The following is a 23293-nucleotide window of genomic DNA, read 5'->3' on the forward strand; positions in this document are numbered from 1 at the left end:
GTGGGGCGCTCGTACGGGGCGCCGGTGCGGCGCGACGGGGACGGGCTAGGCCCGCGGAACCCCGCCGCGCCGGGCGGCGAGGCTCAGGCCTGCTGCGCGTTCGCGATGAAGGTGACGGCGTCGCCGACGGTCGTGAGGTTCGCGACCTCCTCGTCGGGGATGCGGACCTCGAACTTCTCCTCGGCCAGCGTGACGATCGTCATCATCGACAGCGAGTCGATGTCGAGGTCGTCCGTGAAGGACTTCTCCAGCTGGACGGAGTCGGTCGGCAGACCGGTCTCCTCGTTGACGATCTCGGCAAGGCCAGCCAGGATGTCCTGCTCGCTGTGTGCCATGGGGTGCTCCATCTCTGTTGGGGTGGTGTGTGGGAAGACAGTGTGGTCCATGGGGCGGGACGGCTCGTGGCGCCGCGCCCTCGCGGACTCAGGGCAGGACGACCACCTGGGCGGCGTAGACGAGCCCGGCGCCGAACCCGATCTGCAGGGCGAGGGCGCCCGAGGAGACCTGGCCCTCGCGCAGGAGCCGCTCGGTCGCGAGCGGGATCGACGCGGCCGAGGTGTTGCCGGTCTCGGCGATGTCGCGCGCGATGACGACGTCCTCGCTGAGGCCGAGCTGCTTGGCGAGCTGGTCGATGATCCGCATGTTCGCCTGGTGGGGGATGAACGCCTCGATCTGCTCGGGGAGCACGCCGGCGGCCTCCATCGCCTCCCGCGCCACCTTGACCATCTGGAAGCTCGCCCACTTGAAGACCGTGGGGCCCTCCTGGCGCAGCGTCGGCCACGTCGTGTCGCTGCCGTCCCGGAACGTCATCCACGAGTGCGTCTGGTAGATCGCGCCGGCCTGGCTGCCGTCGGAGCCCCACACGGTCGGGCCGATGCCCGGGGTGTCGGACGGGCCGACGACGGCCGCGCCACCGCCGTCGCCGAGGAGGAAGGAGATCGTCCGGTCCTCGGGGTCGACGAAGTCCGACATCTTCTCGGCCCCGATGACGAGGACGTGGCGGGCGACGCCTGAGCGCACGAGCGCGTCGGCCTGGGCGATGCCGTAGCAGTACCCGGCGCACGCGGCGGAGATGTCGAACGCGGCGGCGGGCGTCGCGCCGAGCCGGTCGGCGATGATCGCCGCCAGCGACGGCGTCTGCTCGAGGTGGGTGACCGTGGCGACGAGGACGGCGTCGATGTCCGCGCCCGTGAGGCCGGCGGCGTCGAGCGCGGCGCGCCCCGCCTGCTCGGTGAGGTCCGCGATGCTCACGTCCGCGCCCGCCCGGCGGCGGGAGACGATCCCCGTGCGCTGGCGGATCCACTCGTCCGAGCTGTTGATCGGCCCGACGATGTCGTCGTTGACGACGACGTTCTCGCCGCGCACGCCTCCCACGCCGAGGATGCGGGAGTGGGCGCGCGGCTCGGCGGCGCGCAGGACGGGACGGTTCATCGGTTTCCTCCGTGACGCCGCACGAGGTCGCGGGCGGCGTCGATGTCGTCGGGGGACTTCAGCGCGAGCGCCTCGACCCCCTTGAGCGTGCGGCGGGCGAGCCCGGTGAGGACCCCGCCGGGCGCGAGCTCGAGGACGCCCGTCACTCCCGCCTCGAGCATCCTCTCGCAGCACAGGTCCCAGCGCACCGGGCGCGCCACCTGGGCGACGATGCGGTCGATGGCGTCGTGGCCGTCGGCCACCGGGTCGCCGTCGGCGTTCGAGAGCAGGGTGAGGCGGGGGTCCGCGGCGGGCAGGCCGTCCGAGACCTCCCGCACGTGCGCGACGGCGGGGGCCATGTGCTCGGTGTGGAACGCCCCGGCGACGTCGAGGGCGATGACGCGTGCCCGGGCCGGGGGGCTCGCGGCGAGGGCCGCGAGCTGGGGCAGGGTGCCGGCGGCGACGACCTGCCCTCCACCGTTGACGTTCGCGGCGGTCAGTCCGTGGCCGGCGATGACCGCGGCCACGTCGTCCGCGTCGCCGCCGACGACGGCGCTCATACCGGTCGGTCGCGTCGCCGCGGCCCGCGCCATGGCGCGGCCCCGCTCGCGGACGAGGACGATGGCGTCCTCGGCGGTGAGCACCCCGGCGACGACGGCAGCGGCGAGCTCCCCGACGGAGTGGCCGGCCGCGAGGCCGACGACGTCGCTCGGCTCGGCGTCATCCCCGAGCACGGCGCGGAGGCTGAGGAGCGACGTCGCGACGATGAGCGGCTGAGCGACGGCGGTGTCCCGGATCGTCGCGGCGTCGGCCACCGTGCCGAGGTGGCGCAGGTCGGTCTCGGCGGCAGCGGCGTAGGCGTCGAGGGTGTCGGAGAGGCCGGCCAGCTCGAGCCAGGGGCTGAGCATGCCGGGGGACTGGGCGCCCTGACCAGGGCAGAGGACGGCGAGCACCGTCCAACTGTGCCAAGCCCTCCCGTCTGGTCACGGCTACGGGCCCTACCAAGTCGCCACGGCACCCTTGTAGGAACCCGCCAAGGCGCGTCGTCCCTCACACGCCGCTGTGCGCGGAGGTGTCCTCGGTGAGGCGCCCGACGGCGAGCGCGATCTGGAGCACGAAACCCTCGCGGGGGTCGGTCGGGTCCCACCCGACGACCTGGGCGATCCGCCGCAGGCGGTAGCGCACGGTGTTGGGGTGGACATACAAGGTGCGGGCGGCAGCCTCGAGGGAGCGGCCCTGCGCGAGGTAGACCCCGAGGGTCTCGAGGAGCGGTCCGCCCGTCGCGGCGAGTGGCCGGTAGAGCTCGGTGAGGAGGGTGCGGCGGGCGAGCGGGTCGCCGTTGAGCATGCGCTCGGGCAGGAGCTCGTCGGCGCCGACGAGGCGCGGGGCGTCCGGCCACGCGGGCGCGGCGAGGAGCCCGGCGAGCGCCGCCCGCGCGGAGCGCCCGGCCTCGGCCACCTCGCCCACCTCGGGACCGAGGACGACGGTGCCGGGTCCGAAACGGGGTAGCAGGGCCTCGGCCGCGGCGCGCGGGTCCTCCGCGCCGCCGAGGACGACCATGAGGCGGTCGCCCTGGATCCCGACGAGGACGTCGGGTGCGGCGCGCCGGCACGCCCGGCGCAGGTCCGCCGTCCGGCGCTCGTCGACCGGCTGGAGCATCGCGCCCACGAGGACGACGCTCGACCCGCGGCCCGTCCACCCGAGCGCCGAGACGCGCGAGCGCAGCGAGCTGTCGGAGTCGCCGCGCACGAGGGCGTCGACGACGAGCGCCTCGAGCCGCGCGTCCCAGGCGCCGCGCGCCTCGGCGGCCCGGGCGTAGACCTCGGCGGCGGAGAAGGCGACCTCGCGGGAGTAGCGCAGGACGGCGTCGCGCAGGTCGCGCTGCTGGCCGGGGGCGGCGAGCTGGACGGCGTTGTCCTCGACCACCTCGACGACGAGGCGGACGAGCTGGAGGGTGTGCTGGAGCGAGATCGAGCGGGTGAGCTCGGGCGGCGCGGCGCGGAAGATGTCTGCCGCGTTGTACGTGGCGGGCGAGGGCTGCTCGTACCAGGCGATGAACGCCGAGATGCCCGACTGCGCGACGAGCCCGATCCACGAGCGGTCCTCGGCGGCCAACGCCCGGTACCAGGGGACGTCGCTGTCGAGCCGCTTGAGGGCGGCCGAGGTGAGCAGGTCCGTCCCGCCGCGCAGGCGGCGGACGACGTCGGAGGAGCCCGCGTCGTGCGCGGCGCTGCTCGTGGGGGTCCGGGGCATGGCGCTGAGCATAGGGGCCGGCGTTGTCGGATGCCGACAAAGGAGTTCGTCGGGCATCGCCGAGCGTGGCGGCGTGGCGCCGCTCCCGGGCGCCCACAGAGCGAGACGCCCCCACGATTCGGCCAGTTCTTCGCGTTTGCGGATGAGCGTGCGGGCCTGAGCGGATATGGTCGCCCGTATGGCTCTTCTCGCCCGACTGAGAGCATTGCTCTCCCGCCCTCGGACCGCGTCACGCGTCGGCATGCGCCGGCCCACGACAGCGGTCCGCAGTGACGACGCTCCGCGAGAGGACGCCTTGCGCGCTCTGCTCGTCGAGGATCCCAACAACATCCAGGCTTTCGCAGCCCTCGCCGAGCTCGTCCGCCGTCGCGCCGAGGGCGTGGACCCGGTGGACCCGCTGACCGCCGAGCACGAGCCCGTCGACCGTCACGTCTCCTCCGACGTCGCCGTCTGGGCCCTCGCCGAGGAGCTCGCCGGCAGCCCACGCGCCTGGTACCCGCTCATCGAGCTCGGCCGGCTCTCCCTCGAGGACGACCACGAGGGCGCGATGCGCCGTCTCGCCGGTGCGTGCGAGCGCGAGCACACCGGCAAGGCGCTCGCCGAGGGCGTACGCACGCTCCGTGAGGGCGACAAGGCCGGGGACGCGCTCGGGCTCGGGGTGGGCCACTGGTCCCCGAAGGAGCACATCCCCGAGGCCGGCCGCCAGATCGTCCTCGCCGCCCTCGACGCGGGTCGCCCGCTCGAGGCGCGCCGCCACCTCACCGAGCTGAGCGAGCACGCCGCCACCGACGAGGCGCGCGCCTTCGTCCTCGCCCTCGAGCCCGACGTCGCCGCCGCCGAGGCCGCGGACGCCCGCTAGACCGGCCACGCCGCGCGGCACCCGTCCCGGGCAGCCGCCGTCTCACCGCTGACCGCCCCGGTCGGGACCCGCACGGGTCCGGACCGGGGCGGCGCGCGATGATGGGCCCATGACTGTCATCAAGATCAACGCCATCACCGTTCCCGCCGACAGCGGCGACGAGCTCGCCCGCCGCTTCGCCGCCCGCGCCGGCGCCGTCGACGGGCAGGACGGGTTCGAGGGGTTCGAGCTCCTCCGCCCCACCGACGAGCGCACGACGTGGCTCGTCGTCACCCGCTGGCGCGACGAGGCTGCTTTCGACGCCTGGGCGAGCTCGGACGCCTTCGCGGCCGGGCACGGGCGCCCGCCGTCGTCCGCGCCCGACGGCGAGGCACCTCACGCAGGCGCGCAGGACGGTGCCTCCCACGGGGCTGCGCATGCCGGGGCTCCCCATGGGCGTGAGCACGGCGGGGCACCCCACGGCGCTGCGCTCGGCGGGGCAGCCCACGACGGTGCGCACGGCCGGGCCGGGGTCGCGGGCGGCGATGGACGACGCAAGCCGGTTGGCGTGAGCGCCGAGCTGTGGAGCTTCGACATCGCGGGTGGCTCGCCCGGCGCCTGAGTGCTGGCCGGTCCGCTCGCGCCTGAGTGCCGCGTCCCGCCGACGTGCCAGCGGGCTGCGGCGGCGGGGCGTCCGCGCTACTCCTCGAGCGCGAGGCCCCGCTGCTCCTTGAGGAGCAGAGCACCGGCGGCGGCGAGGATGAACGCGCACGCGAAGACCGTGAAGACGAGCCAGATCTCGCCGCTGCGGTTGAGGAACGGCACGGCGAGCGGGGCGAGGATCGAGGCGATGCGCCCGAACCCGGCGGCCCAGCCGGCACCCGTGCCCCGGATCGCGGTCGGGTACATCTCCGGCGTCACCGCGTAGAGCGCGCCCCACGCGCCGAGCGCGAAGAACGACATGAGGCACCCGGCCGTGATGACCCCGGCCGGGGTCGAGGCGATGGCGAAGAGGTACGCCGAGCCGGCCGCGCCGACGAGGAAGGTGCTGAGCGTGGGACGCCGGCCCCAGCGCTCGATGAGGTAGGCGGCCACGGCGTAGCCGGGCAGCTGGGCCGCGGTGATGATGACCGTGTACCCGAAGGAGCGGACGAGATCGAGGCCTGAGGCGACGAGGAGCGTCGGCAGCCACGTGAACGCGCCGTAGTAGGCGAAGTTGAGCAGGAACCACACGATCCACAGGCCCGCCGTGCGCGTACGGAGCCTCTTGCTCCACAACGCCCCGAAGGACGACCGGACGCTCGCCGAGGGGGTCGCCGCGCCGTCGGTCACCGGCTCGGCGCGGGCCTCCGGGAGCGCCGGCGCCGCCGTCTTGTCGCCGAACATCGCCGGGGACTCCTCGAACCGCCGCACGGCGGCCTCGGCCTCCTTGTGCCGACCGCGCGTCTCGAGGAACCGCACGGACTCCGGCAGCGCCCGGCGCACGTAGATCGCGTATGCGGCCGGGATCGCACCGATCGCGAGGGCCCAGCGCCACCCGTCGTCGGTGGCGGAGACGACGAAGTAGCCGATGAGGGCGGCAGCGAACCAGCCGACGGCCCAGAAGGCCTCGAGGATGACGACGACGCGCCCGCGGATCTTCGCCGGGGCGTACTCGCTGACGAGCGTCGAGGCGACCGGCAGCTCGGCGCCGAGGCCGAGGCCGACGATGAAGCGCAGGACGAGGAGCATGCCGACCGAGACCGACAGTGCCGCGGCGCCGGTGGCGATCCCGTACACGAGGAGCGTGAGGGCGAAGACGTTGCGGCGGCCGAACTTGTCCGCGAGGAGCCCGCCGAGGGAGGCGCCGAGCGCCATCCCGACGAAGCCGATCGAGCCGATGAGGCTGAGCTGGGTGTCGTCGAGCTGCCACTGGACGGCGAGGGCCGCCATGACGAAGGAGATGAGCCCGACGTCCATCGCGTCGAGGGCCCAGCCCACGCCGGAGCCGACGAGGAGGCGGCCGTGCTCGCGCTTGAACGGGAGGCCGTCGAGGCGCTGCGTGCGGGTCTGCGTGGGTGAGGGGGTGCCGGAAGCCATGAGGGTCCCATCTGGATCGGCAAGGACGGACCGGGTCGGTCGGTCGTCGGGCAACGCTAGTGATCATGGTCGCGGCGGTGGCTGCGGTGACCACGACTCGGGAACGCCGTCTCACGAACGCGGCGCGCCTGAGACGGAGCCTATGCCCGCCGGAACGACGGACGGGGCGGCCCGGACCCGAAGGTCCGTGCCGCCCCGCCCGGGACGTGCTCACTGCGCGGGCAGCACCCGCGCCGCGTCGGTCAGGAGTCGCCGCCCGCGGTGCCGCTCTCGCCCGCGTGGACGTCGAGGAGCCGGTACCGCTCGGCCGCCTGGCGCGGGGCGTCCGCGTCGACCTCGCCGCGTGCGGCGAGGGCCTGGAGCGTGCGGACCACCATCGAGTGCGAGTCGATGAGGAAGTGCCGGCGCGCGGCGGCCCGCGTGTCGGAGAAACCGAAGCCGTCCGCCCCGAGCGTGAGGTACTCGCCAGGCACCCAGGCCCGGATCATGTCCGGGACCATGTGGTCGAAGTCGCTCGTCGCGATGTACGGACCACCGGCGTCACGGAGCTTGGCCGTCACGTACGGCTCGCCGTGGTCGCCGGCCGGGTCGATGAACTTCTTCCGGTCCACCTCGAGCGCCTCGCGGCGCAGCTCGCCCCAGCTCGTCACGGACCAGACCGCGGCGCGCACGCCCCAGTCCTCGGCGAGGATCTCGCGGGCGTGCAGGGCCCACGGCACACCCACGCCGGAGGCGAGGAGCTGGGCGCGCGGCCCGTCGCCCTCGACGTCGGCGATCTTGTGGATGCCCTTGAGGATGCCCTCGACGTCGACGTCCTTCGGCTCGGCCGGCTGGACCATCGGCTCGTTGTACACCGTGAGGTAGTACATGACGTTCGGGTCGCGCGGGTCGTCCTTGCCGTACATGCGCTCGAGGCCGTCGCGGACGATGTGCCGGATCTCGTACCCGTACGCCGGGTCGAAGCTGAGCACCGCGGCGTTGGTCTGGGCCAGGATCGGCGAGTGGCCGTCCATGTGCTGCAGGCCCTCACCGGCGAGCGTCGTGCGCCCGGCCGTCGCGCCGATGATGAACCCGCGCGCGAGCTGGTCGCCGGCGGCCCAGAAGGCGTCACCGGTGCGCTGGAAGCCGAACATCGAGTAGAAGATGTAGAACGGCACGAGCGGCTCGCCGAGCGTGGCGTAGGCCGTGCCCACCGTCTGCATCGCCGCGGCCGAACCGGCCTCGTTGATGCCGGTGTGCATGATCTGCCCGGTCTCGGACTCCTTGTAGCTGAGCATGAGCTCGGCGTCCACGGCCGTGTAGTTCTGGCCGTTGGTGTTGAAGATCTTCGCCGTCGGGAAGATCGCGTCCAGGCCGAACGTGCGCGCCTCGTCGGGGATGATCGGCACGATCCGCTTGCCGAACTCCTTGTCCTTGATGAGGTCCTTGAGCAGGCGCACGAACGCCATCGTCGTGGCGATCTCGTGCTTGCCCGAGCCCTTGGCGAGGACCTCGTAGGTCTTCTCGTCGGGCAGGGTGACCACGGTGGGCGTGTCCCGGCGCTCGGGCAGGAACCCGCCCAGGGCCTTGCGGCGCTCGAGCATGTACTGCAGCTCGGGGGAGTCCGGCCCGGGGTGGTAGTACGGCGGGGCGTACGGGTCGGCGTCGATCTGCTCGTCGGTGATCGGGATGCGGAGCGAGTCGCGCAGCATCTTGAGGTCGGTCGACTTGAGCTTCTTCATCTGGTGCGTGGCGTTGCGCCCCGCGAAGCTCGGGCCCAGGCCGTAACCCTTGATGGTGTGGGCGAGGATGACCGTCGGCTGCCCGGTGTGCTCCATGGCGGCCTTGTACGCGGCGAAGATCTTGCGGTAGTCGTGCCCGCCGCGCTTGAGCGCCCAGATCTCGTCGTCGGTCATGTTCGCCACGAGCGCCTTCGTGCGCGGGTCGCGCCCGAAGAAGTGCTCGCGGACGTAGGCGCCGTCGTTCGCCTTGTACGTCTGGTAGTCGCCGTCGCGCGTCTCGTTCATGAGGTTGACGAGCGCGCGGTCCTTGTCGGCGTTGAGCAGGGTGTCCCACTCGCGGCCCCACATGACCTTGATGACGTTCCAGCCGGCCCCGCGGAAGAACGCCTCGAGCTCCTGGATGATCTTCCCGTTGCCGCGGACCGGCCCGTCGAGGCGCTGGAGGTTGCAGTTGACGACGAAGGTGAGGTTGTCGAGGCCCTGCTGGGCGGCGTGCTGGAGCATGCCGCGCGACTCGGGCTCGTCCATCTCGCCGTCGCCGAGGTACGCCCACACGTGCTGCTGGGAGGTGTCCTTGATGCCGCGCTCGTGGACGTAACGGTTCGTCCACGCCTGGTAGATCGCCTCCGCCGGGCCGAGGCCCATGGAGACGGTCGGGAACTCCCAGAAGTCCGGCATGAGCCGGGGGTGGGGGTAGGAGGGCAGGCCGCGGCCGTTCTCCGGGTGGGAGTACTCCTGGCGGAACCCGTCGAGGTCGGCCTCGGTGAGGCGGCCCTCGAGGTAGGCGCGGGCGTAGTTGCCGGGTGCGGCGTGGCCCTGGAAGAAGACCTGGTCGCCACCGCCGGGGTGGTCCTTGCCGCGGAAGAAGTGGTTGAGGCCCACCTCGTACAGCGTCGCGATCGAGGCGTAGGTGGAGATGTGCCCGCCCACGGAGATCTCGGGGCGCTGGGCGCGGGTGACCATGACGGCGGCGTTCCACCGGATCCAGCCGCGGTACTTACGCTCCGCCACCTCGTCACCGGGGAAGTAGGGCTCGTCGTGGACGCCGATGGTGTTGACGTACGGCGTCGTCATCGGCGTCGGGATGGCGACGCTGCGCTCACGGGCACGCTTGAGCATGTTGAGGAGCACGTACCGGGCCCGGGGCCCGCCGCGCTCGTCGATGAGGCCGTCGAGGGACTCGAGCCACTCGCTGGTCTCCTCGGAGTCGATGTCCTTGACCTGGCTCAGCAGCCCGTTGATCAGTGGGCCGGATCCGTCCTGTGGACTCACGCAGTCCTCTTTCCCTCAGGCGTCGACCTTGACGACGCGCAGTTCGTGGTGGCGCGGTGTCACTTAGATTAGGTCCATTGTCGTGCCCCGCGTGACCCGGCGCCATGCCCCAGGGGTGCGGCGGGCTATGACTTTGCCGACACTTGACACGCGTTGCCGATTTTCGAGAGGCGGGCGGCGCGCCGGAACCGCATCTGGACCTCCGGGCTTGCGCTGCCCCCTCCCACTACGGTGGGGTCATGACGCACGCGTGGTACTCATGGTGGGACCGTCCTGGTCCGCCGCAGAGGAGAGGTAGGGAAAGGACGTGGCAGTGACCGCTGGCCCCACGGGCAGCAGGTTCGGTTTCACCGCCGGGCAGGTCGTCCAGGAGTTCGGGTACGACGACGACGTCGACCAGGACCTCCGGGAAGAGATCGAAGAGGCGACCGGGTCCGAGCTGGCCTACGAGGACCACGCCGACGTCGTCGACGGCACCATCATCTGGTGGCGCGAGGACGACGCCGAGGCAGGCGACCTCACCGACCTCCTCGTGGACGCGACCGCCAACCTCGACGACGGCGGCCTCATCTGGGTCCTCACGCCCAAGCCGGGCCGGGGCGGCCACGTGCGCCCCGCGGACGTGGAGGAGGCGGCGCGCACGGCGGGCCTGCAGCCGACGTCCGCCGTCTCGGCCGGTGCGAACTGGTCGGGCATCCGCCTCGCCGCCCGCGGCCGTGGACGCTGATCCGCCAGACGTCCTCCCGGCGCTCGGTGCGCCGGCCCCGGACCTCGAGCTCCCCGACACCCACGGGACGCCCGTCCGCCTGAGCGCGCTCCGCGGCGCTCCCGCGCTGGTCGTGTTCGTCCCGTTCGCCTTCACGCGCGTCTGCACGGGCGAGCTCGCCGCGCTGCAGGACGCCTGCGGGGGAGCGGCGGACGACGGCGGGGCTTCCGACGGCGGGGTCGGCGCGCTCGGGCGGGTGAGCGAGCCCGGCGCCGCCGCTGGCCCCCGCTCCGGCTCGGGCTCCGGGCTCGCCTCCGCCGCGACGCTCCCGGCCCGGGACGTTGCGCGGAGCGCGGCGACGCTCGACGGCGCGCGGGTGCTCGCCGTCTCGTGCGACCCGGTCTTCACCCTGCGGGCGTGGGCGGAGCAGGAAGCGTTCGGGTTCGACCTCCTGTCCGACTTCTGGCCGCACGGCGCGGCCGCCCGGGCGTACGGCGTCTTCGACCCCGCGACCGGCCACGCCCGCCGGGGCACGTTCCTCGTCGACGCCGACGGCGTCCTGCGCTGGTCCGTGCTGTCCCCGGGCGGCGCCCCCCGGGACGTCGCGGACTACCGGGCGGCGATCGCGGCGCTGTGAACCTCTAGGCTTGCGCGTGCACCAGGGCCTGTAGCTCAGTTGGTCAGAGCGCCGCGTTTACACCGCGGAGGTCGCCGGTTCGAGACCGGCCGGGCCCACCCACGAGCGGACTCCCCGCTCGGAAAGTCACGTCGTCAGCGGTGTGAGGGCGGCGACCTACGAGCCCTCCGGCGAGCAGGCGCGCCGGGTCAGGCGACAGGATCACGCAGGATCGTGCGCAGCGTGTCCTGCGGGGTGTCGCGCGTGAACCCGTCGAGGTGGAGCTCGTGGTGGGGGCCGCTTCGGTGAAGTCCTCGATCCCGAGCGAACGTGCCCAGCTGTTCGAGCGTGGCGAGCTCCTCCGCGAACGGCCCGTGATGCATGACCTGCACGACGTCCTGCTCGGCGATGCTGTGCAGCTCGATGGTGTCGCCGCTGCGGTCCGAGCTGCTCGCTGCGCGGGAGCGTGCTGCCGTCAGCTCGTCGGACGTGGTGCCGGTGGGAACGACGGCAAGGATTCGGAACAGCAACGACGGGACCGGGTTGACGGTGTAGAAGTCCGCGATCTCGACCGGTTCGGACCCCGCCGGGTACCAGTACTGGATCTCGATGACCGGATCCCCGCCGTTGGTGACCTGGCGCGCGACATCGCCGATGAGGGCCTTCTTGCGGTAGAACTCGTCGGTCCCGGGTGAGCCGGATCCGAGGATCGACGCGTACGTCGAGGCGGGGGCGCGGACGTGCTCGGGTGAGTCCGGTGCACGGAGGTGAGGTGTGGTGGGCATCGTTCTGAACCTTTCGTCGTGAGCTCGCCGGTTCGGAGGTCGGCGCTGGTGGTGCCGCCGATGGCCGCGACCGGTGAGATCCGTGAACGGCGCCTGGGCGCCGGCGCTGCTGCGTGGTGCCACAGCTCTGGTGGTGGGGCGCTCAGGCGCTGTAGCCGCCGTCGATGTCGAGCGATGCGCCGTTGATGTAGGCGCCTTCTTCGCCGGCGAGATGCGAGACGAGTGCTGCCACTTCGCTCACCGTGCCGAATCGTCCGACGGGGATGGTCCCGCGAAGGGTGTCACCTGCTGGCCCGCTGGCAGGGTTCGCTGGGGTGTCCACCGGCCCCGGTTGCACGTTGTTGATCGTGATCTGGCGCGGGCCCAGCTCGCGGGACATGCCGCGGACGAGGCTGGCGATCGCGCCTTTCGTCATGCCGTAGATCGACGAGACGTCGTCGGGGAAGTGGTGCGAGGTGACGCTGCCGATCGTGATGACCCGACCGCCCTCCTGCAGGTGCGGGGCTGCGAAGCGGATGGTGTCGAGCGTGCCCCGGATGTTCACCGCGATCATGCGGTCGATCTCGTCGTCGGACAGGTGCTGGACCGGCTTCAGTGTCCCGCCTCCGGCGTTGGACACCACGATGTCCAGGCGTCCCTCGCGGGCGACGACGGCGGTGATGGCGTCACGGATCGCTGCTCGGTCGGCGCTGTCGACCCGGACTCCCGCGGCGTAGCCACCCGATCCGACGACGGCCGTGGTCAGCGCGTCTGCCTCACCCTCGGCGGAGGCGTAGGTGAAGATCACCCGTGCGCCCTCGGCTGCGAGACGGCGGACGATGCCGGCGCCGATACCGCGGGCGCCACCGGTGACGATCGCGACCTTGCCGGTGTGGCGCTCGATGGTCCCAGGCGTGGCGGTCAGGGTGCCGGTCACGAGTCCTCGCCAGATGTTCGTGGCTCGGCCTGGCTCGGCTCGGTCGGGGCGGTGCGGGCGATCGTCTCGTCCAGTCCGGCGCGGATCGTGGCCATGGTGCCCGTGAAGGCCTGGTCGATGTCGATGCCGAGCCTGTCGGCGAGGACGAAGACCCACCACAGGGCCTCCGCGAGCTTGTGCTTCAGCTCTGCGTCCGCGTCACCGTCGATGGCCCACGTCCCGTCGTGCGCGAGGAGCAGGCGCCCGATGTGGCCGACGTCTCCGGTGAAGCCGATCATCAGCTCGTGCAGGGACCAGGTCTTGCCGTTGAAGCGCTGCTCGAGGACCTCGTAGAGGCGGCGGACGTCGAGCGCTTCGTCGCGAGCGGGCGCGAGGGTGAGGGATTCGGTCATGTGTTCATGCCTCTCGGAGCGGGTGGGGGCGTACGCGGTGACGGGAGCCGTCACCGGGTGCGGGGAATACGGCGAGTGAGCGGCGTGCGAGGGCGAGGAGGGTGTGTCGTGGTTCGCCGTCGGCGGCGCGGATGGCGAAGCCGGTGGTGAGGGTGATGAGAAATCGGGCGAGGTCCTCCGGGTTCTCGTCAGCGGGGAGATCTCCGTCAGAGATCGCCTGGCGGAACCGGACGGCGAGACGCTCCTGGATCACCTTGCGGTTCTCGGTGAGGAGAGAGAACGCGTCCGCCTCGTCGGTGACCATCGCCTGCACCGACAGGCATCCGGCCGGCCGGCCCGGAGTCGTGACCGCCTCCGCGTTGCCCGTCAAGAACGCCTCTGCGACCTCGCGTGCCGTGGGCTTCGCGAGTGCGGCATCGACGTATGCCATGTTCCGGCCGATGTAGCGCTCCAGCGCGGTGCGGAACAGCTGGGCCTTGTCGCCGAACGCCCGGTACAGAGCCGGCCGGCTGACGTTCATCGCATGTGTGAGCTCCGTCAGCCCGGTGCTCTCGTAACCGTGCCGCCAGAACGTGTCGATGGCCGCGTCGAGTGCCGTCTCCAAGTCGAATCCTCGGGGGCGTCCACCAGCTGCCATCGGGCCCTCCTCGTGTTTCGTATCGATTGGTACGGAACATACGCTAGCACGGCGGACGCTCGATGAGCGGCTGCGGTCGGACGCTGAGAGAGAGCGTCCACGCTCGCGAGCGGTGGCGTCAGCGTCGGGCACCCTGCTCGGAGCGCCCGGGGCGGGGGCTGGTTACGTACGATGGGCGTGGTGGCTGGTCGCAACGAGCTCCGTGAGCTGCGGAGCGTCTGACGAGCGAAGGAGGGGCGGGACGCCATGCCTTTCGCCGACGAGATGATCAGTGCCTCGACCGCCGCGGACCTGGCACGCGCTATCGCAGCTGCGACCCCCGGTGCCGGCCTGCCGCGTCTGCGCGAGTCACCGGGACTGCTTGCCGACCTGACCTTGCGGGAGCGCGCCGACCTCCTGCGCGACGCCCTGCTGGCGGACGTCCCCGGGGGGTACGACGACCTCGCCCGTGTCGTTCGGGCCGCCCGCGACGCGGCGCCGTCATTCGACGGGTGGATGATGTGGCCCGTCACCGCGGCAGTCGCGACCAGAGCCGTCGATGACGGCGGCACGGCGGCGTTCGACGACGCCATGGGCCTGCTCGCGGAGCTGACCGGCTTGCTGACCTCGGAGTTCGCGATCCGTACGCTCGTTCGGCACGCGCCTGAGCGGGCCCTGGCGATCGTCCTCACCTGGACCGGGTCCGACGACACCCACGTACGTCGTCTCGCCTCCGAAGGAACCCGCCCCTACCTGCCCTGGGCGGTCCGCGTCCCCGAGCTCACCCGCACGCCCGGCGCGACCGTCCCGGTCCTCGACGCCCTCTACCGGGACCCCGCGGAGTATGTGCGCCGCTCGGTCGCGAACCACCTCAACGACCTCAGCCGGGACCACTCGGCCCTCGTCGTCGAGACGGCCGCCCGATGGCTCACCGACCCTGACGAGAACACGGCGTGGGTCGTCCGTCGGGGGCTGCGCACCCTCGTCAAGCGCGGCGACCCTGGAGCGCTCGGGCTGCTGGGCTTCTCGGCCACAGCGGCATCCCTCAGGATCGACGGCCCCCACCTCGACCGCGACACCGTCGCCTTCGGCGAGAGCGTCGAGCTGCGTTCGACTGTTCGTAACGTCAGCGACGAGGACGTGCGACTCGCGATCGACTACGTCGTCCACCACCGGAAGTCCAACGGTTCGCAGCGCCCCACGACGTTCAAGCTCACCACCGTGACGCTGAGGTCGGGCGAGAGCATCGTGCTGCGGAAGGCGCATTCGTTCCGACCGATCACGACGCGCCGGTACTACCCGGGCCTCCATGGGATCTCGCTGCAGATCAACGGCATCGCGACCGAACGTGCGGAGTTCGAGCTCGTCACGGGCTGACGATGCCGGGACGCCCACGCAGAGGGCCCGCATGCTGCGGGGTCGGACCCGTCGAGGGGACACCGCGCCTCCCGCCGTCGACGAGGTGCCGAGGTCGAACCGCCAGCCGGCTGCCGAGGAGCCGTCCGGCGACGGCATCATCCGGGATCGCTACGCTCGGTGGAGCGCCTCCTGCACATGCCGTCCGGGGACGATCCCGGCATGCAGGCGCGGAAGGAGCGGGCCCTGGGGCCCAGGTGACGGATGCCGGACAAGGTCGATGCCAAGAAGGACCTCGACGCCTACCGGGCGAGGCGCGGACAGTTCCGGCTCGTCGACGTTCCGGACATGCGCTACCTCATGGTCGACGGCCACGGCGACCCGAACACGTCCACCGCCTTCTCCGGGGCGCTGGAGGCGCTCTACCCGGTGGCCTACCGGCTCAAGTTCATGAGCAGGCGTGAGCTGGGGCGCGACTACGTCGTCCCGCCGCTCGAGGGACTGTGGTGGGCGGACGACATGGCGGCCTTCGCCGCGGCGCGCGACAAGTCCCGGTGGGACTGGACCATAATGATCATGGTTCCCGACTGGGTCGACGACGCGATGGTGGAGACCGCCGTCGAGGGGGCCGGGGCGAAGGACCGGCCTGAGCGCCTGGACGACCTTCGTCTCGGGGCGCTGAGCGAGGGGCTGTGCGCGCAGACCCTGCACGTCGGCACCTTCGACGCCGAGGCCGAGGTGCTGGCGCGGATGCACGCCGGCTTCATCCCGGACAACGGCCTGCGGATGTCCGGCACGCACCACGAGATCTACCTCAGCGACTTCCGCAAGGTCGCTCCCGAGAAGCAGCGCACGATCCTGAGGCAGCCGGTCAGCGCGGCTGAGGTTCCGCCCTGACGCGCGGAGCACGATGCGCCGGCAGCCGGTGAGCGCGGCTGAGGTTCCGCCCTGACGCGCGGAGCACGATGCGCCGGCAGCCGGTGAGCGCGGCGGAGTCCCAGCCATGGATGCCGGGAGGCGCGCTGTCAGGTCACGGCTCGCTTGACGAGTGCGCCGAGCGCGGAGGCGGCCCCGTCGCTGAGGTCCGCCACGGCGAACGACGTCGCCCACACGCCGCCCGCTTCGTCGAGGTTCGCCTCGTTCGTGAAGCCGAACGTCGAGTACCGCTCCTTGTCAGCGGCGCCGCTGCGGAAGAAGCACACGACCTTGCCCTTCCTCGCGTAGGCGGGCTGCCCGTACCAGAGCTTCGGGGAGAGGTCGGGCGCGTTGGCGATGACGATGGCGTGGATACGTTCGGCGAGCGCGCGGTCGGCCGGCGCCATCTCGGCGATCGTCGTGAGGACGTCGAGCTCGTCGGCTGCCTTCTTGTTCCGGCGCTCGCCGCTCACCTCCTTCTTCAGCTCCGCAGCGCGCGCCTTCATCGCCGCCCGTTCCTCCGCGGAGAACGCCCCTGCGCCGCCGTCCGTGCCGCTGTCCTTCGTGCTCATGGCCGTCAGTCTCCTGTCCCGATGTGGGGCTCTCACGCTACGTGCCGGCCGTGGGGCTGTGCTTCTCGATTCCTGACCGGTGCCGCCCCCTCGGGGCGGACGCGCGGTCCGGTGGGTGCCGGCGGCGGGCACCGGCACCGGCACCGGCACCGGCACCGACGGCGTCGAGACCTCTCCGAGCGGAGCACCTGGCGAGCGAGGACGCGCAGGGTGCCGGCGTGCGGTCCACCGGGCGACGTCGTCGTGCGCGGACCGCGCAGGGGCCGGGCGTGCGGTGCATCGGGCGCCATCCTCGTGCGCGGAGGGCAGGCCGTGGTGCCCGTCCTTGCCGGGCGTGCTCTCATGGCGGTATGCCTGATGGTGCGCGGACCGACCGCGTGCCGACGAAGGAGGAACCATGCCGAACCCCGTAGTCAACAAGGCCAGCACCGTGTGGAAGGGCGACCTGTTCACCGGGTCCGGGACCACCACGCTCGACACCTCCGGCCAGGGGACGTTCGACGTCGCGTGGAAGTCGCGCGCCGAGGAGCAGTCCGGCACGACGACGCCGGAGGAGCTCATCGCCGCCGCGCACGCCACGTGCTACTCGATGCAGTTCTCCAACATGCTCAAGGAGAACGGCACCCCGCCCACCCAGCTCGACACGGGGGCCGCCGTCACGTTCGAGGCCGGCAAGGGCATCACCGGGATCGAGCTCACGGTCAACGCGCAGATCGACGGCATCTCCGACGAGGACTTCCAGCGTGTCGCCAACGACGCCAAGGAGCAGTGCCCGGTGAGCCAGGCGCTGTCCGGCACGACGATCACGCTGAGCGCCACGCTCGCCTGATCCCGCGGAGGGGCCGGCCGCGCGAACGCCGCGCGGGCGGCCTCGCCCATGCCCGGACGCCCCGCCCGTGCCCGGGCGCGGGGCTCGCGGGGGACGGCTCGGACACAGCCGTCCGCCCGCGTGGGCTCGTGCGCCTCGACACGCGCGATGCGCCTGGTCGACCAGGGGCATTGGGTGTGTCGAGGCGCACGAACCCCCGGTTGAACGAAACCGTTGCCCGGCTATGCCTCGCGGCGGCGGACGATCTCGTTGATCCAAATCGGCGCGAACGGGGACGTGCAGTTCGGCGGCGTCGTGTAGTCCTTCAGGACCTCGAGGCGCTCGCCGATCTCGAGCGCGCGGGCACGGTGCTCCGGGTGCTCGATCCCGATGGTCGCGAGGCACGTGTTCATCGCCCACTGCAGGCGTTCCGGGGCGTCGCGCATCTGAGCCTCGATGACGTCGAGCAGCCCGGGCAGGTCGAGCCCCTCGGCGCTCTTCGCCACCCGGTCGCTCGTGAGAGCCCACCCGGCGCTAGCGACGACGGGGTCGGGATCCGCGAACCACGCCACGCGCAGGTCCTCGGCGTACGGGCTCTTCTTGACGATGTAGCTGACGAGCCAGTCGTGCACCTTCGGGGCGCCGGCCTCGCGCAGCATGGCGTCGAGCTCGTCACGGCTGTAGTTCTTGGGTCGGCTGAGGAGGATCGCGAGGAGCTTCGCGGCCGTGTCATCGGTGGCCCACAGCTCGCGCGCGAGGTCCGGCTGCGCCTTGAGCCGCGTCGCGATCGCGCGCAGCTTCCCGAGGTTGACGCCGTGGTCGTCGCCGTGCCGCTCGTTGACGGCGCGGGCCTTCGGGTCCTCGAGCGCGGCGAGCTCGGTCATGAGCTCGTCCACCGTCGTCGTCTCGGCCATGGTGGCTCCCTGTCTCTTCCGGTGCCGGCCAGCCTACGAGGCGCCGACGGCGAGCGGTGCAGCTCCCGCGCCACCGCCCCCGCCCCCGTCCCCGTCCAGCAGGCAGGCGCCGCGGCCGGCGCCCGGCGATGGCCCGCGGCGTCGTCGGTGGCGGATAGCCTGGACCGGTGCCGAACCCGCTGACTCTCGCCGACGTCGTCGGCGTGCTCGAACGGCGCTACCCGCCCGGCACGGCCGAGGACTGGGACGCCGTCGGGCTCGTCGCCGGCGACCCGGACGCGCCCGTCCGCAAGGTCATGCTCGCCGTCGACCCAGTGCTCGACGTCGCTCGCGAGGCGATCGAGTGGGGTGCCGACCTCCTCATCACCCACCACCCGCTCTACCTGCGCGGCACCACCGCCGTCGCCGCGACGAGCCCCAAGGGACGCGTCGTCCACGAGCTCATCCGCGCCGGCTGCGCCCTCTACACCGCGCACACGAACGCGGACTCCGCTGAGGGCGGCGTCGCCGAGGCGCTCGCCGACCTTCTCGGCCTCGAGAACGCCCGGCCGATCCAGCCGCAGTCCACCCTCGCGCTCGACTCGCTCACGACGTACGTCCCGGCCACCCACACGCAGGCCGTCCTCGACGCGCTCGCCGCAGCGGGCGCTGGCCAGCTCGGGAACTACGAACGGTGCGCCTTCACCGTCAACGGCACGGGCACATTCCGCCCCGTGGCCGGCGCGGACCCGACGATTGGTTCCGTCGGCGAGGTCGAGGAGGTCGACGAGGACAGCGTCGCCATGGTCCTGCCGCGCGGGCGCCGGGCGCACGTCCTCGCCGCGCTGCGCGAGGCCCACCCGTACGAGGAGCCCGCGTTCTCCGTCGTCGAGCTCGCCGTCGAGGACGGCCCCACGGGGACCGGCCGGATCGGCACGCTCCCGCACCCGACGACGCTGCGCGCCCTCGCCGGGCACGTCGCCGACGTGCTGCCCGCCACCGCGCAGGGCATCCGCGTCGCGGGGGACCTCGACGCGGAGGTGAGCACGGTCGCCGTCTGCGGCGGCTCGGGCGACAGCCTCCTCGCGACGGTCCGCGCGCTCGGCGCCGACGTCTACCTCACCGCCGACCTGCGCCACCACCCCGCGTCGGAGTCGCGCGAGGAGGGCCGTCCGTACCTCATCGACGCGACGCACTGGGCGAGTGAGTGGCCCTGGCTGCCGCGCGCCGCCGACCAGCTCGCCGAGGACGCCGCCGCCCACGGCGCGCGCCTCGAGACCCGGGTGAGCACCCGCGTCACCGACCCGTGGACGCTGCGCCTGGGCGCGGCTGACAATGACCTGCCTGACCACGACGAGGGAGCCCATCCGTGACGAACGCACCCGTGGCCCACCAGCGCCGCCTGCTCGACATCCAGGCGCTGGACACCCGCACCGCGAAGCTCAACCACCAGCGCCGCACCCTGCCGGTGCTCGCGACGCTCGCCGAGCTCGAGGGGCGCGCGCAGGACCTCTCGCGCGCGCAGGTCGAGGCCCGCACGGTCGTCTCGGACATCCGTCGCGAGGTCAGCAAGGCCGAGGCCGACGTCGAGCAGGTGCGCGAGCGCGCCGCCCGCCACCAGAAGCGCCTCGACGCCGGGCCCGGCACCGCGAAAGACGCGCAGGCGCTCCAGCACGAGCTCGACCAGCTCGCCAAGCGCCAGGAGGTCCTCGAGGAGATCGAGCTCGAGGCGATGGAGCGGCTCGAGGCCGCCGAGGCGCGCGTCGCCGAGCTCGAGGCGCAGGAGGCGGCGATCACGGCCGACGTCGAGCGCCACAGCGCCGACCGCGACGCCTCCTTCGCCACCCTCGACGCCGACCTCGCGAAGGTCGCCGCCGAGCGCGATGCCCTCACGGCGGACATCGACCCGACCCTGCTCGCCATGTACGACCGCGTGCGGTCCCGCACGGGCGGCCTCGGCGCCGTCGCGCTCTACGGCTCGCGCACCGACGGCGCCCAGCTCGACTTCTCGCTCACCGAGCTCGAGGCGATCCACGCCGCGCCCGCCGAGCAGGTCGTCGTCGCCGAGGACTACGGCTACATCCTCGTCCGCATGGAGCCCAAGGAGTGAGTCAGCCCAGCCTCTTCGCTGACGACAACTCCGAGCCCACCCGGAACGAGCCCATCCGGTCCACGCGCACCCGCCGCGGCGGGGGCAGCAGCGGCCGCGTGCTCGTCGTCGAGGCCGACGGCGGGTCGCGCGGCAACCCCGGGCACGCGGGCTACGGCTCGCTCGTGCGCGAGGGCGGGCGCGTCATCGCCGAGCGCGGCGGGTACCTCGGGATCTGCTCGAACAACGTCGCCGAGTACACCGGACTCGTCGAGGGCCTGCGCGCCGCGGCGGAGATCGACCCCGGCGCGCGCGTCGAGGTGCGGATGGACTCCAAGCTCGTCGTCGAGCAGATGTCCGGGCGCTGGAAGATCAAGCACGAGGACATGCGCCGCCTCGCCCAGGAGGCGCGCGAGGTCTTCGACCCGCGCCGCGTGACGTACACGTGGATCCCGCGCGCGCTCAACGGCGACGCGGACAAGATCGCCAACCAGGTCATGGACTCGCGCGGGGAGATCCGCAACGACTACCCCGCCCTCGGCGACGCGGACGACGACGGCACGGGTGAGGACGCCAGCAGGGACGACGAGGGCGCCGCCGTCGGGGGTGGGCAGCGACGCGCGAGCGGCACCGCCAACAGCGGCGCCAGCGAGGAACCCAGCCCGGACGACGCCGGCGCCAGCGGCGAGGCCGCCCCGCCGCCCGAGGTCCCTGCGCGCCGCACCGGTGGCGGGGTCCCGATCCGGCGCGCGGAGGGCGACCCCGTCACCGTCGTCCTCGTCCGCCACGGCGTGACGACGCTGACCGAGCGATCCCTCTACTCCGGCGGAGACACCCCCGGGCCCGAGCTGAGCGACATCGGAGTCCAGCAGGTGACCGACGCCGCCGGCGTCCTCGCCCGCATCGGCGACACCCTGTGGGACGACCTGCCGGCGCCGAGCGTCCTCGTCGCCTCCCCGATGCTCCGCACGCAGCACACCGCGCGCGTCATCGGCGAGCGGCTCGGGCTCGGCGCGGCGACCGTCGTCGACGCCTTCGCCGAGTGCCGCTTCGGGGAGTGGGACGGGCTGAGCGTCGCGGAGATGGAGGAGGGCTGGCCCGGCGACCTGCGCCGCTGGGCGAGCGAGGACGGGTTCCGTCCGCCCGGCGGGGAGTCGGTTGCCGACGTGGGCGCGCGCGTCGGCGCCGGGCTGCGCGCGCTGGCCGCTGAGCATGCCGGACGCACCGTCGTCGTCGCCGCGCACGCCGTCGTCATCCGCGCCGCCGTCGGCGTCGTCGCCCACATGCCCGTCCCGGCGTGGAGCAGCGTTCGCGTCCCGCCCGCCTCCGTGACGATCCTGCGGCTGTGGCCGGGGGACGACGGCGTCGGCGAAATCACCGTCATCGGCTGCCCGAACGAGCTCGGCGCCGCCCCGGCCCGCTGACCGGGTTCGCCGCCGACGCGCCCCGCTGACCGGGGCGGCGCCCTCGTGGCGCGCTGACGGAGCGCCGCTACCGGTACCACCAACGCGACCGGTGGTCCCCCGTCGTGGGCGGGGTGGCCTAGGTCAGGTGCCGCGTCTTGACCGTCCGCTGGCCGCCGGTGTCCCCGGCGGGCGGCTGGTCCTCGTCGTGGTCCGGCGTGGCGCTGAGGGTCACCCCGTACACCGAGCCGACGACGGCGAGGACGTGGTCGAGCGGCTCGTCCGAGTCGAATGTCACCTGCATGGCGTCAGACCTCCTTGTCCGGCCCCGGCGCTCACGCTGGGCCGCTGCCGTGTGGTGGCGAAACGGTAGTACGACCGCCCGCTCATGACCATGCCTTTGGCCGGGCGTCCGTCCGGGCAGGCCGGGCGCGTGCGCGCGGGCGGGGCCCGGTCACGGCCCGGCTCGAGGGGCCGGCACCGGCGCCGTACGCGATGTTCTCGATCTTCGCGCGTGAGAGCTCTCGATCTTCGCGCTTCCCGGGTGTTCAATGATCGCGTGGGCCGCACCGTCGCTGCCCTGGATCGCACGAGGGCGAGCCGAAGGAGACTGCCGTGAGGGTGGAGTCGAGCGCTACGTCGTTGTCCTGGATCCCGTCGGAGTCCGTCTCCGGCATCCTCCGTCGAGGGTTCGACCTCGGCCTGTCCCACTACGACGATCCGCCGCGCGACCACCTCTCCGGCCCCGCGGACGTCGAAGCCCTGCGCGAGGACGACCGGTTCCGCTTCGCCAACGTCCTCAGCGCGTGGGTCCGCTTCGAGGACGGAGCTCCACGGGACTGGGGCCTCGCCCCGGAGTCGGGCCTGCTCATGGGCTCGACGACGGTGCGCCTGGCCAGCGTCGGCGCCACCTTCCGGGGCTACTCGCTCCCGACGATCCAGCCCGAGCCGGTACTCGGCGACGACGCGGTGACGTTCACCCAGACGGTCGGTGGTCGCACGGGCGTTCCGCTGCCGCGGCCCGTCCCGCACCCGCCGTTCGTCCTGTGGCAGGCGCCGATCGTGTGGACGACCCTCGCCCTGACGATCCGCGCCGACGGCACCTCCGAGGTCGCCCTGCCCGGCGCCAGCGCGTTCCCGCGCCACTGGGTCTACGGCCCGGACGGGACGTTGGCGCTCAAGAGCGGCGTCACGGACCAGAAGACGTGGATGGCCCACTCCTTCGGGCCGCGGACCCCGTGGGGCGACCAGGACTCCCCGGCGCTCGTCACCGCGGCCGAGAGCGAGCTCGAGCGGCGGCTGTCCCGTGAGCTCATGCACGGCGAGCACCAGCCCGAGGTCCGGCGGATCGAGGCGGGCGCCGTCGTCACGCGCCAGGGCGAGCCGGGCGACGAGCTCTTCCTCCTCCTCGACGGGGTCCTCGCGGTCGACGTCGACGGCGAGGAGCTCGCGCAGGTCGGGCCCGGCGCGATGCTCGGGGAGCGCGCGGTGCTCGAGGGCGGGCTCCGCACGTCCACGCTCACCGCCGTGACCCCGGTGCGGATCGCCGTCGCGCCGGCGCACGTCATCGACGTCGAGCGCCTGCGGGCGGTATCGCTCCTCCACCGCCGCGAGGAGTGAGGGCGGCGTGCGAGACGGGAGCGGGCGCCGGCG

General features: G+C 72.8%; 24 protein-coding genes and 1 tRNA gene. 12 read left to right on the forward strand and 13 right to left on the reverse strand.

Annotated elements, in window-relative coordinates:
• Positions 1–83: 83 nt before the first annotated feature.
• The 4 genes from V2J63_RS04800 to V2J63_RS04815 form a co-directional block, all read right to left on the reverse strand.
• Positions 84–335 (reverse strand): acyl carrier protein, encoded by a 252-nt coding sequence (locus tag V2J63_RS04800; RefSeq protein ID WP_331229865.1) that lies wholly within the window; start codon positions 333–335, stop codon positions 84–86.
• 88 nt (positions 336–423) lie between these two features.
• The gene (locus V2J63_RS04805; RefSeq protein ID WP_331229866.1) at positions 424–1431 is read right to left on the reverse strand and encodes a beta-ketoacyl-ACP synthase III; all 1008 of its coding nucleotides are present in this window, start codon (positions 1429–1431) and stop codon (positions 424–426) included.
• On the reverse strand, positions 1428–2363 hold the full coding sequence (locus V2J63_RS04810) for an ACP S-malonyltransferase (RefSeq protein ID WP_331229867.1): 936 nt from the start codon (positions 2361–2363) through the stop codon (positions 1428–1430). Before V2J63_RS04810 ends, V2J63_RS04805 begins: the two co-directional genes overlap by 4 nt.
• Before the next feature lie 97 nt (positions 2364–2460).
• The gene (locus tag V2J63_RS04815) at positions 2461–3663 is read right to left on the reverse strand and encodes a PucR family transcriptional regulator (protein ID WP_331229868.1); all 1203 of its coding nucleotides are present in this window, start codon (positions 3661–3663) and stop codon (positions 2461–2463) included.
• Between the two features lie 295 nt (positions 3664–3958).
• Here V2J63_RS04815 and V2J63_RS04820 point away from each other — a divergent pair, with 295 nt between their 5' ends.
• Positions 3959–4522, forward strand: coding sequence for a hypothetical protein (locus V2J63_RS04820; RefSeq protein ID WP_331229869.1), 564 nt, complete (start codon positions 3959–3961; stop codon positions 4520–4522).
• A 109-nt stretch (positions 4523–4631) separates the two neighbouring features.
• Positions 4632–5123 (forward strand): antibiotic biosynthesis monooxygenase family protein, encoded by a 492-nt coding sequence (locus V2J63_RS04825; RefSeq protein WP_331229870.1) that lies wholly within the window; start codon positions 4632–4634, stop codon positions 5121–5123.
• A gap of 77 nt (positions 5124–5200) precedes the next feature.
• On the opposite strand, the gene V2J63_RS04830 is transcribed toward V2J63_RS04825, so the two are convergent.
• On the reverse strand, positions 5201–6580 hold the full coding sequence (locus V2J63_RS04830) for an MFS transporter (protein WP_331229871.1): 1380 nt from the start codon (positions 6578–6580) through the stop codon (positions 5201–5203).
• 242 nt (positions 6581–6822) lie between these two features.
• On the reverse strand, positions 6823–9573 hold the full coding sequence (gene aceE, locus V2J63_RS04835) for a pyruvate dehydrogenase (acetyl-transferring), homodimeric type (protein ID WP_331229872.1): 2751 nt from the start codon (positions 9571–9573) through the stop codon (positions 6823–6825).
• Between the two features lie 313 nt (positions 9574–9886).
• On the opposite strand from aceE, the gene V2J63_RS04840 reads away from it, so the two are divergent.
• The 3 genes from V2J63_RS04840 to V2J63_RS04850 all read left to right on the forward strand — a co-directional run bounded on the left by V2J63_RS04840 (position 9887) and on the right by V2J63_RS04850 (position 11014).
• A complete protein-coding gene (locus tag V2J63_RS04840) occupies positions 9887–10300 on the forward strand; it encodes a DUF3052 domain-containing protein (RefSeq protein WP_331229873.1) in 414 nt (137 codons plus the stop codon).
• Positions 10290–10916: a redoxin domain-containing protein gene (locus tag V2J63_RS04845; protein WP_331229874.1), complete on the forward strand. Its 627-nt coding sequence runs from the start codon at positions 10290–10292 to the stop codon at positions 10914–10916. Before V2J63_RS04840 ends, V2J63_RS04845 begins: the two co-directional genes overlap by 11 nt.
• Positions 10917–10940: 24 nt before the next feature.
• Positions 10941–11014, forward strand: a tRNA-Val gene (locus V2J63_RS04850).
• Positions 11015–11104: 90 nt separating this feature from the next.
• Here V2J63_RS04850 and V2J63_RS04855 read toward each other — a convergent pair.
• The 4 genes from V2J63_RS04855 to V2J63_RS04870 form a co-directional block, all read right to left on the reverse strand.
• Positions 11105–11680: a hypothetical protein gene (locus V2J63_RS04855; RefSeq protein WP_331229875.1), complete on the reverse strand. Its 576-nt coding sequence runs from the start codon at positions 11678–11680 to the stop codon at positions 11105–11107.
• A gap of 142 nt (positions 11681–11822) precedes the next feature.
• A complete protein-coding gene (locus tag V2J63_RS04860) occupies positions 11823–12596 on the reverse strand; it encodes an SDR family NAD(P)-dependent oxidoreductase (protein ID WP_331229876.1) in 774 nt (257 codons plus the stop codon).
• Positions 12593–12988 carry a nucleoside triphosphate pyrophosphohydrolase family protein gene (locus tag V2J63_RS04865; RefSeq protein WP_331229877.1) on the reverse strand — a complete coding sequence of 132 codons (396 nt, stop codon included), beginning with the start codon at positions 12986–12988 and terminating at the stop codon, positions 12593–12595. The genes V2J63_RS04860 and V2J63_RS04865 overlap by 4 nt, the downstream gene beginning before the upstream one ends.
• Positions 12989–12992: 4 nt before the next feature.
• A complete protein-coding gene (locus V2J63_RS04870; RefSeq protein ID WP_331229878.1) occupies positions 12993–13592 on the reverse strand; it encodes a TetR/AcrR family transcriptional regulator in 600 nt (199 codons plus the stop codon).
• A gap of 279 nt (positions 13593–13871) precedes the next feature.
• On the opposite strand from V2J63_RS04870, the gene V2J63_RS04875 reads away from it, so the two are divergent.
• A complete protein-coding gene (locus V2J63_RS04875) occupies positions 13872–14981 on the forward strand; it encodes a DNA alkylation repair protein (protein ID WP_331229879.1) in 1110 nt (369 codons plus the stop codon).
• 243 nt (positions 14982–15224) lie between these two features.
• Entirely contained in the window at positions 15225–15857 is a 633-nt protein-coding gene (locus V2J63_RS04880; protein ID WP_331229880.1) for a GyrI-like domain-containing protein, read from the forward strand.
• Between the two features lie 128 nt (positions 15858–15985).
• Here V2J63_RS04880 and V2J63_RS04885 read toward each other — a convergent pair whose 3' ends face one another.
• On the reverse strand, positions 15986–16447 hold the full coding sequence (locus tag V2J63_RS04885) for a DUF1801 domain-containing protein (RefSeq protein ID WP_331229881.1): 462 nt from the start codon (positions 16445–16447) through the stop codon (positions 15986–15988).
• Between the two features lie 397 nt (positions 16448–16844).
• Between V2J63_RS04885 and V2J63_RS04890 the strand changes: the two genes are divergently transcribed.
• Positions 16845–17276, forward strand: coding sequence for an OsmC family peroxiredoxin (locus tag V2J63_RS04890; protein WP_331229882.1), 432 nt, complete (start codon positions 16845–16847; stop codon positions 17274–17276).
• Between the two features lie 221 nt (positions 17277–17497).
• Here the strand turns inward: V2J63_RS04890 and V2J63_RS04895 are convergent, their stop codons facing one another.
• Positions 17498–18169, reverse strand: a complete 672-nt coding sequence (locus V2J63_RS04895) for a DNA alkylation repair protein (RefSeq protein ID WP_331229883.1) — start codon at positions 18167–18169, stop codon at positions 17498–17500.
• A 167-nt stretch (positions 18170–18336) separates the two neighbouring features.
• Between V2J63_RS04895 and V2J63_RS04900 the strand changes: the two genes are divergently transcribed.
• From V2J63_RS04900 to V2J63_RS04910, 3 genes are read left to right on the forward strand one after another with little or no spacing between them, the layout of a single operon-like run.
• A complete protein-coding gene (locus V2J63_RS04900) occupies positions 18337–19521 on the forward strand; it encodes a Nif3-like dinuclear metal center hexameric protein (RefSeq protein ID WP_331229884.1) in 1185 nt (394 codons plus the stop codon).
• The gene (locus V2J63_RS04905) at positions 19518–20258 is read left to right on the forward strand and encodes a zinc ribbon domain-containing protein (protein WP_331229885.1); all 741 of its coding nucleotides are present in this window, start codon (positions 19518–19520) and stop codon (positions 20256–20258) included. Before V2J63_RS04900 ends, V2J63_RS04905 begins: the two co-directional genes overlap by 4 nt.
• Positions 20255–21661 carry a bifunctional RNase H/acid phosphatase gene (locus V2J63_RS04910; protein WP_331229886.1) on the forward strand — a complete coding sequence of 469 codons (1407 nt, stop codon included), beginning with the start codon at positions 20255–20257 and terminating at the stop codon, positions 21659–21661. The genes V2J63_RS04905 and V2J63_RS04910 overlap by 4 nt, the downstream gene beginning before the upstream one ends.
• Before the next feature lie 118 nt (positions 21662–21779).
• Here V2J63_RS04910 and V2J63_RS04915 read toward each other — a convergent pair whose 3' ends face one another.
• On the reverse strand, positions 21780–21944 hold the full coding sequence (locus tag V2J63_RS04915; RefSeq protein ID WP_331229887.1) for a hypothetical protein: 165 nt from the start codon (positions 21942–21944) through the stop codon (positions 21780–21782).
• Between the two features lie 311 nt (positions 21945–22255).
• Here V2J63_RS04915 and V2J63_RS04920 point away from each other — a divergent pair, with 311 nt between their 5' ends.
• Positions 22256–23260, forward strand: coding sequence for a cyclic nucleotide-binding domain-containing protein (locus V2J63_RS04920; RefSeq protein WP_331229888.1), 1005 nt, complete (start codon positions 22256–22258; stop codon positions 23258–23260).
• The last annotated feature ends 33 nt before the right edge of the window (positions 23261–23293 follow it).

Origin of the sequence: Georgenia wangjunii, from assembly GCF_036421975.1 — a bacterium.
Lineage (GTDB): Bacteria > Actinomycetota > Actinomycetes > Actinomycetales > Actinomycetaceae > Georgenia_A > Georgenia_A wangjunii.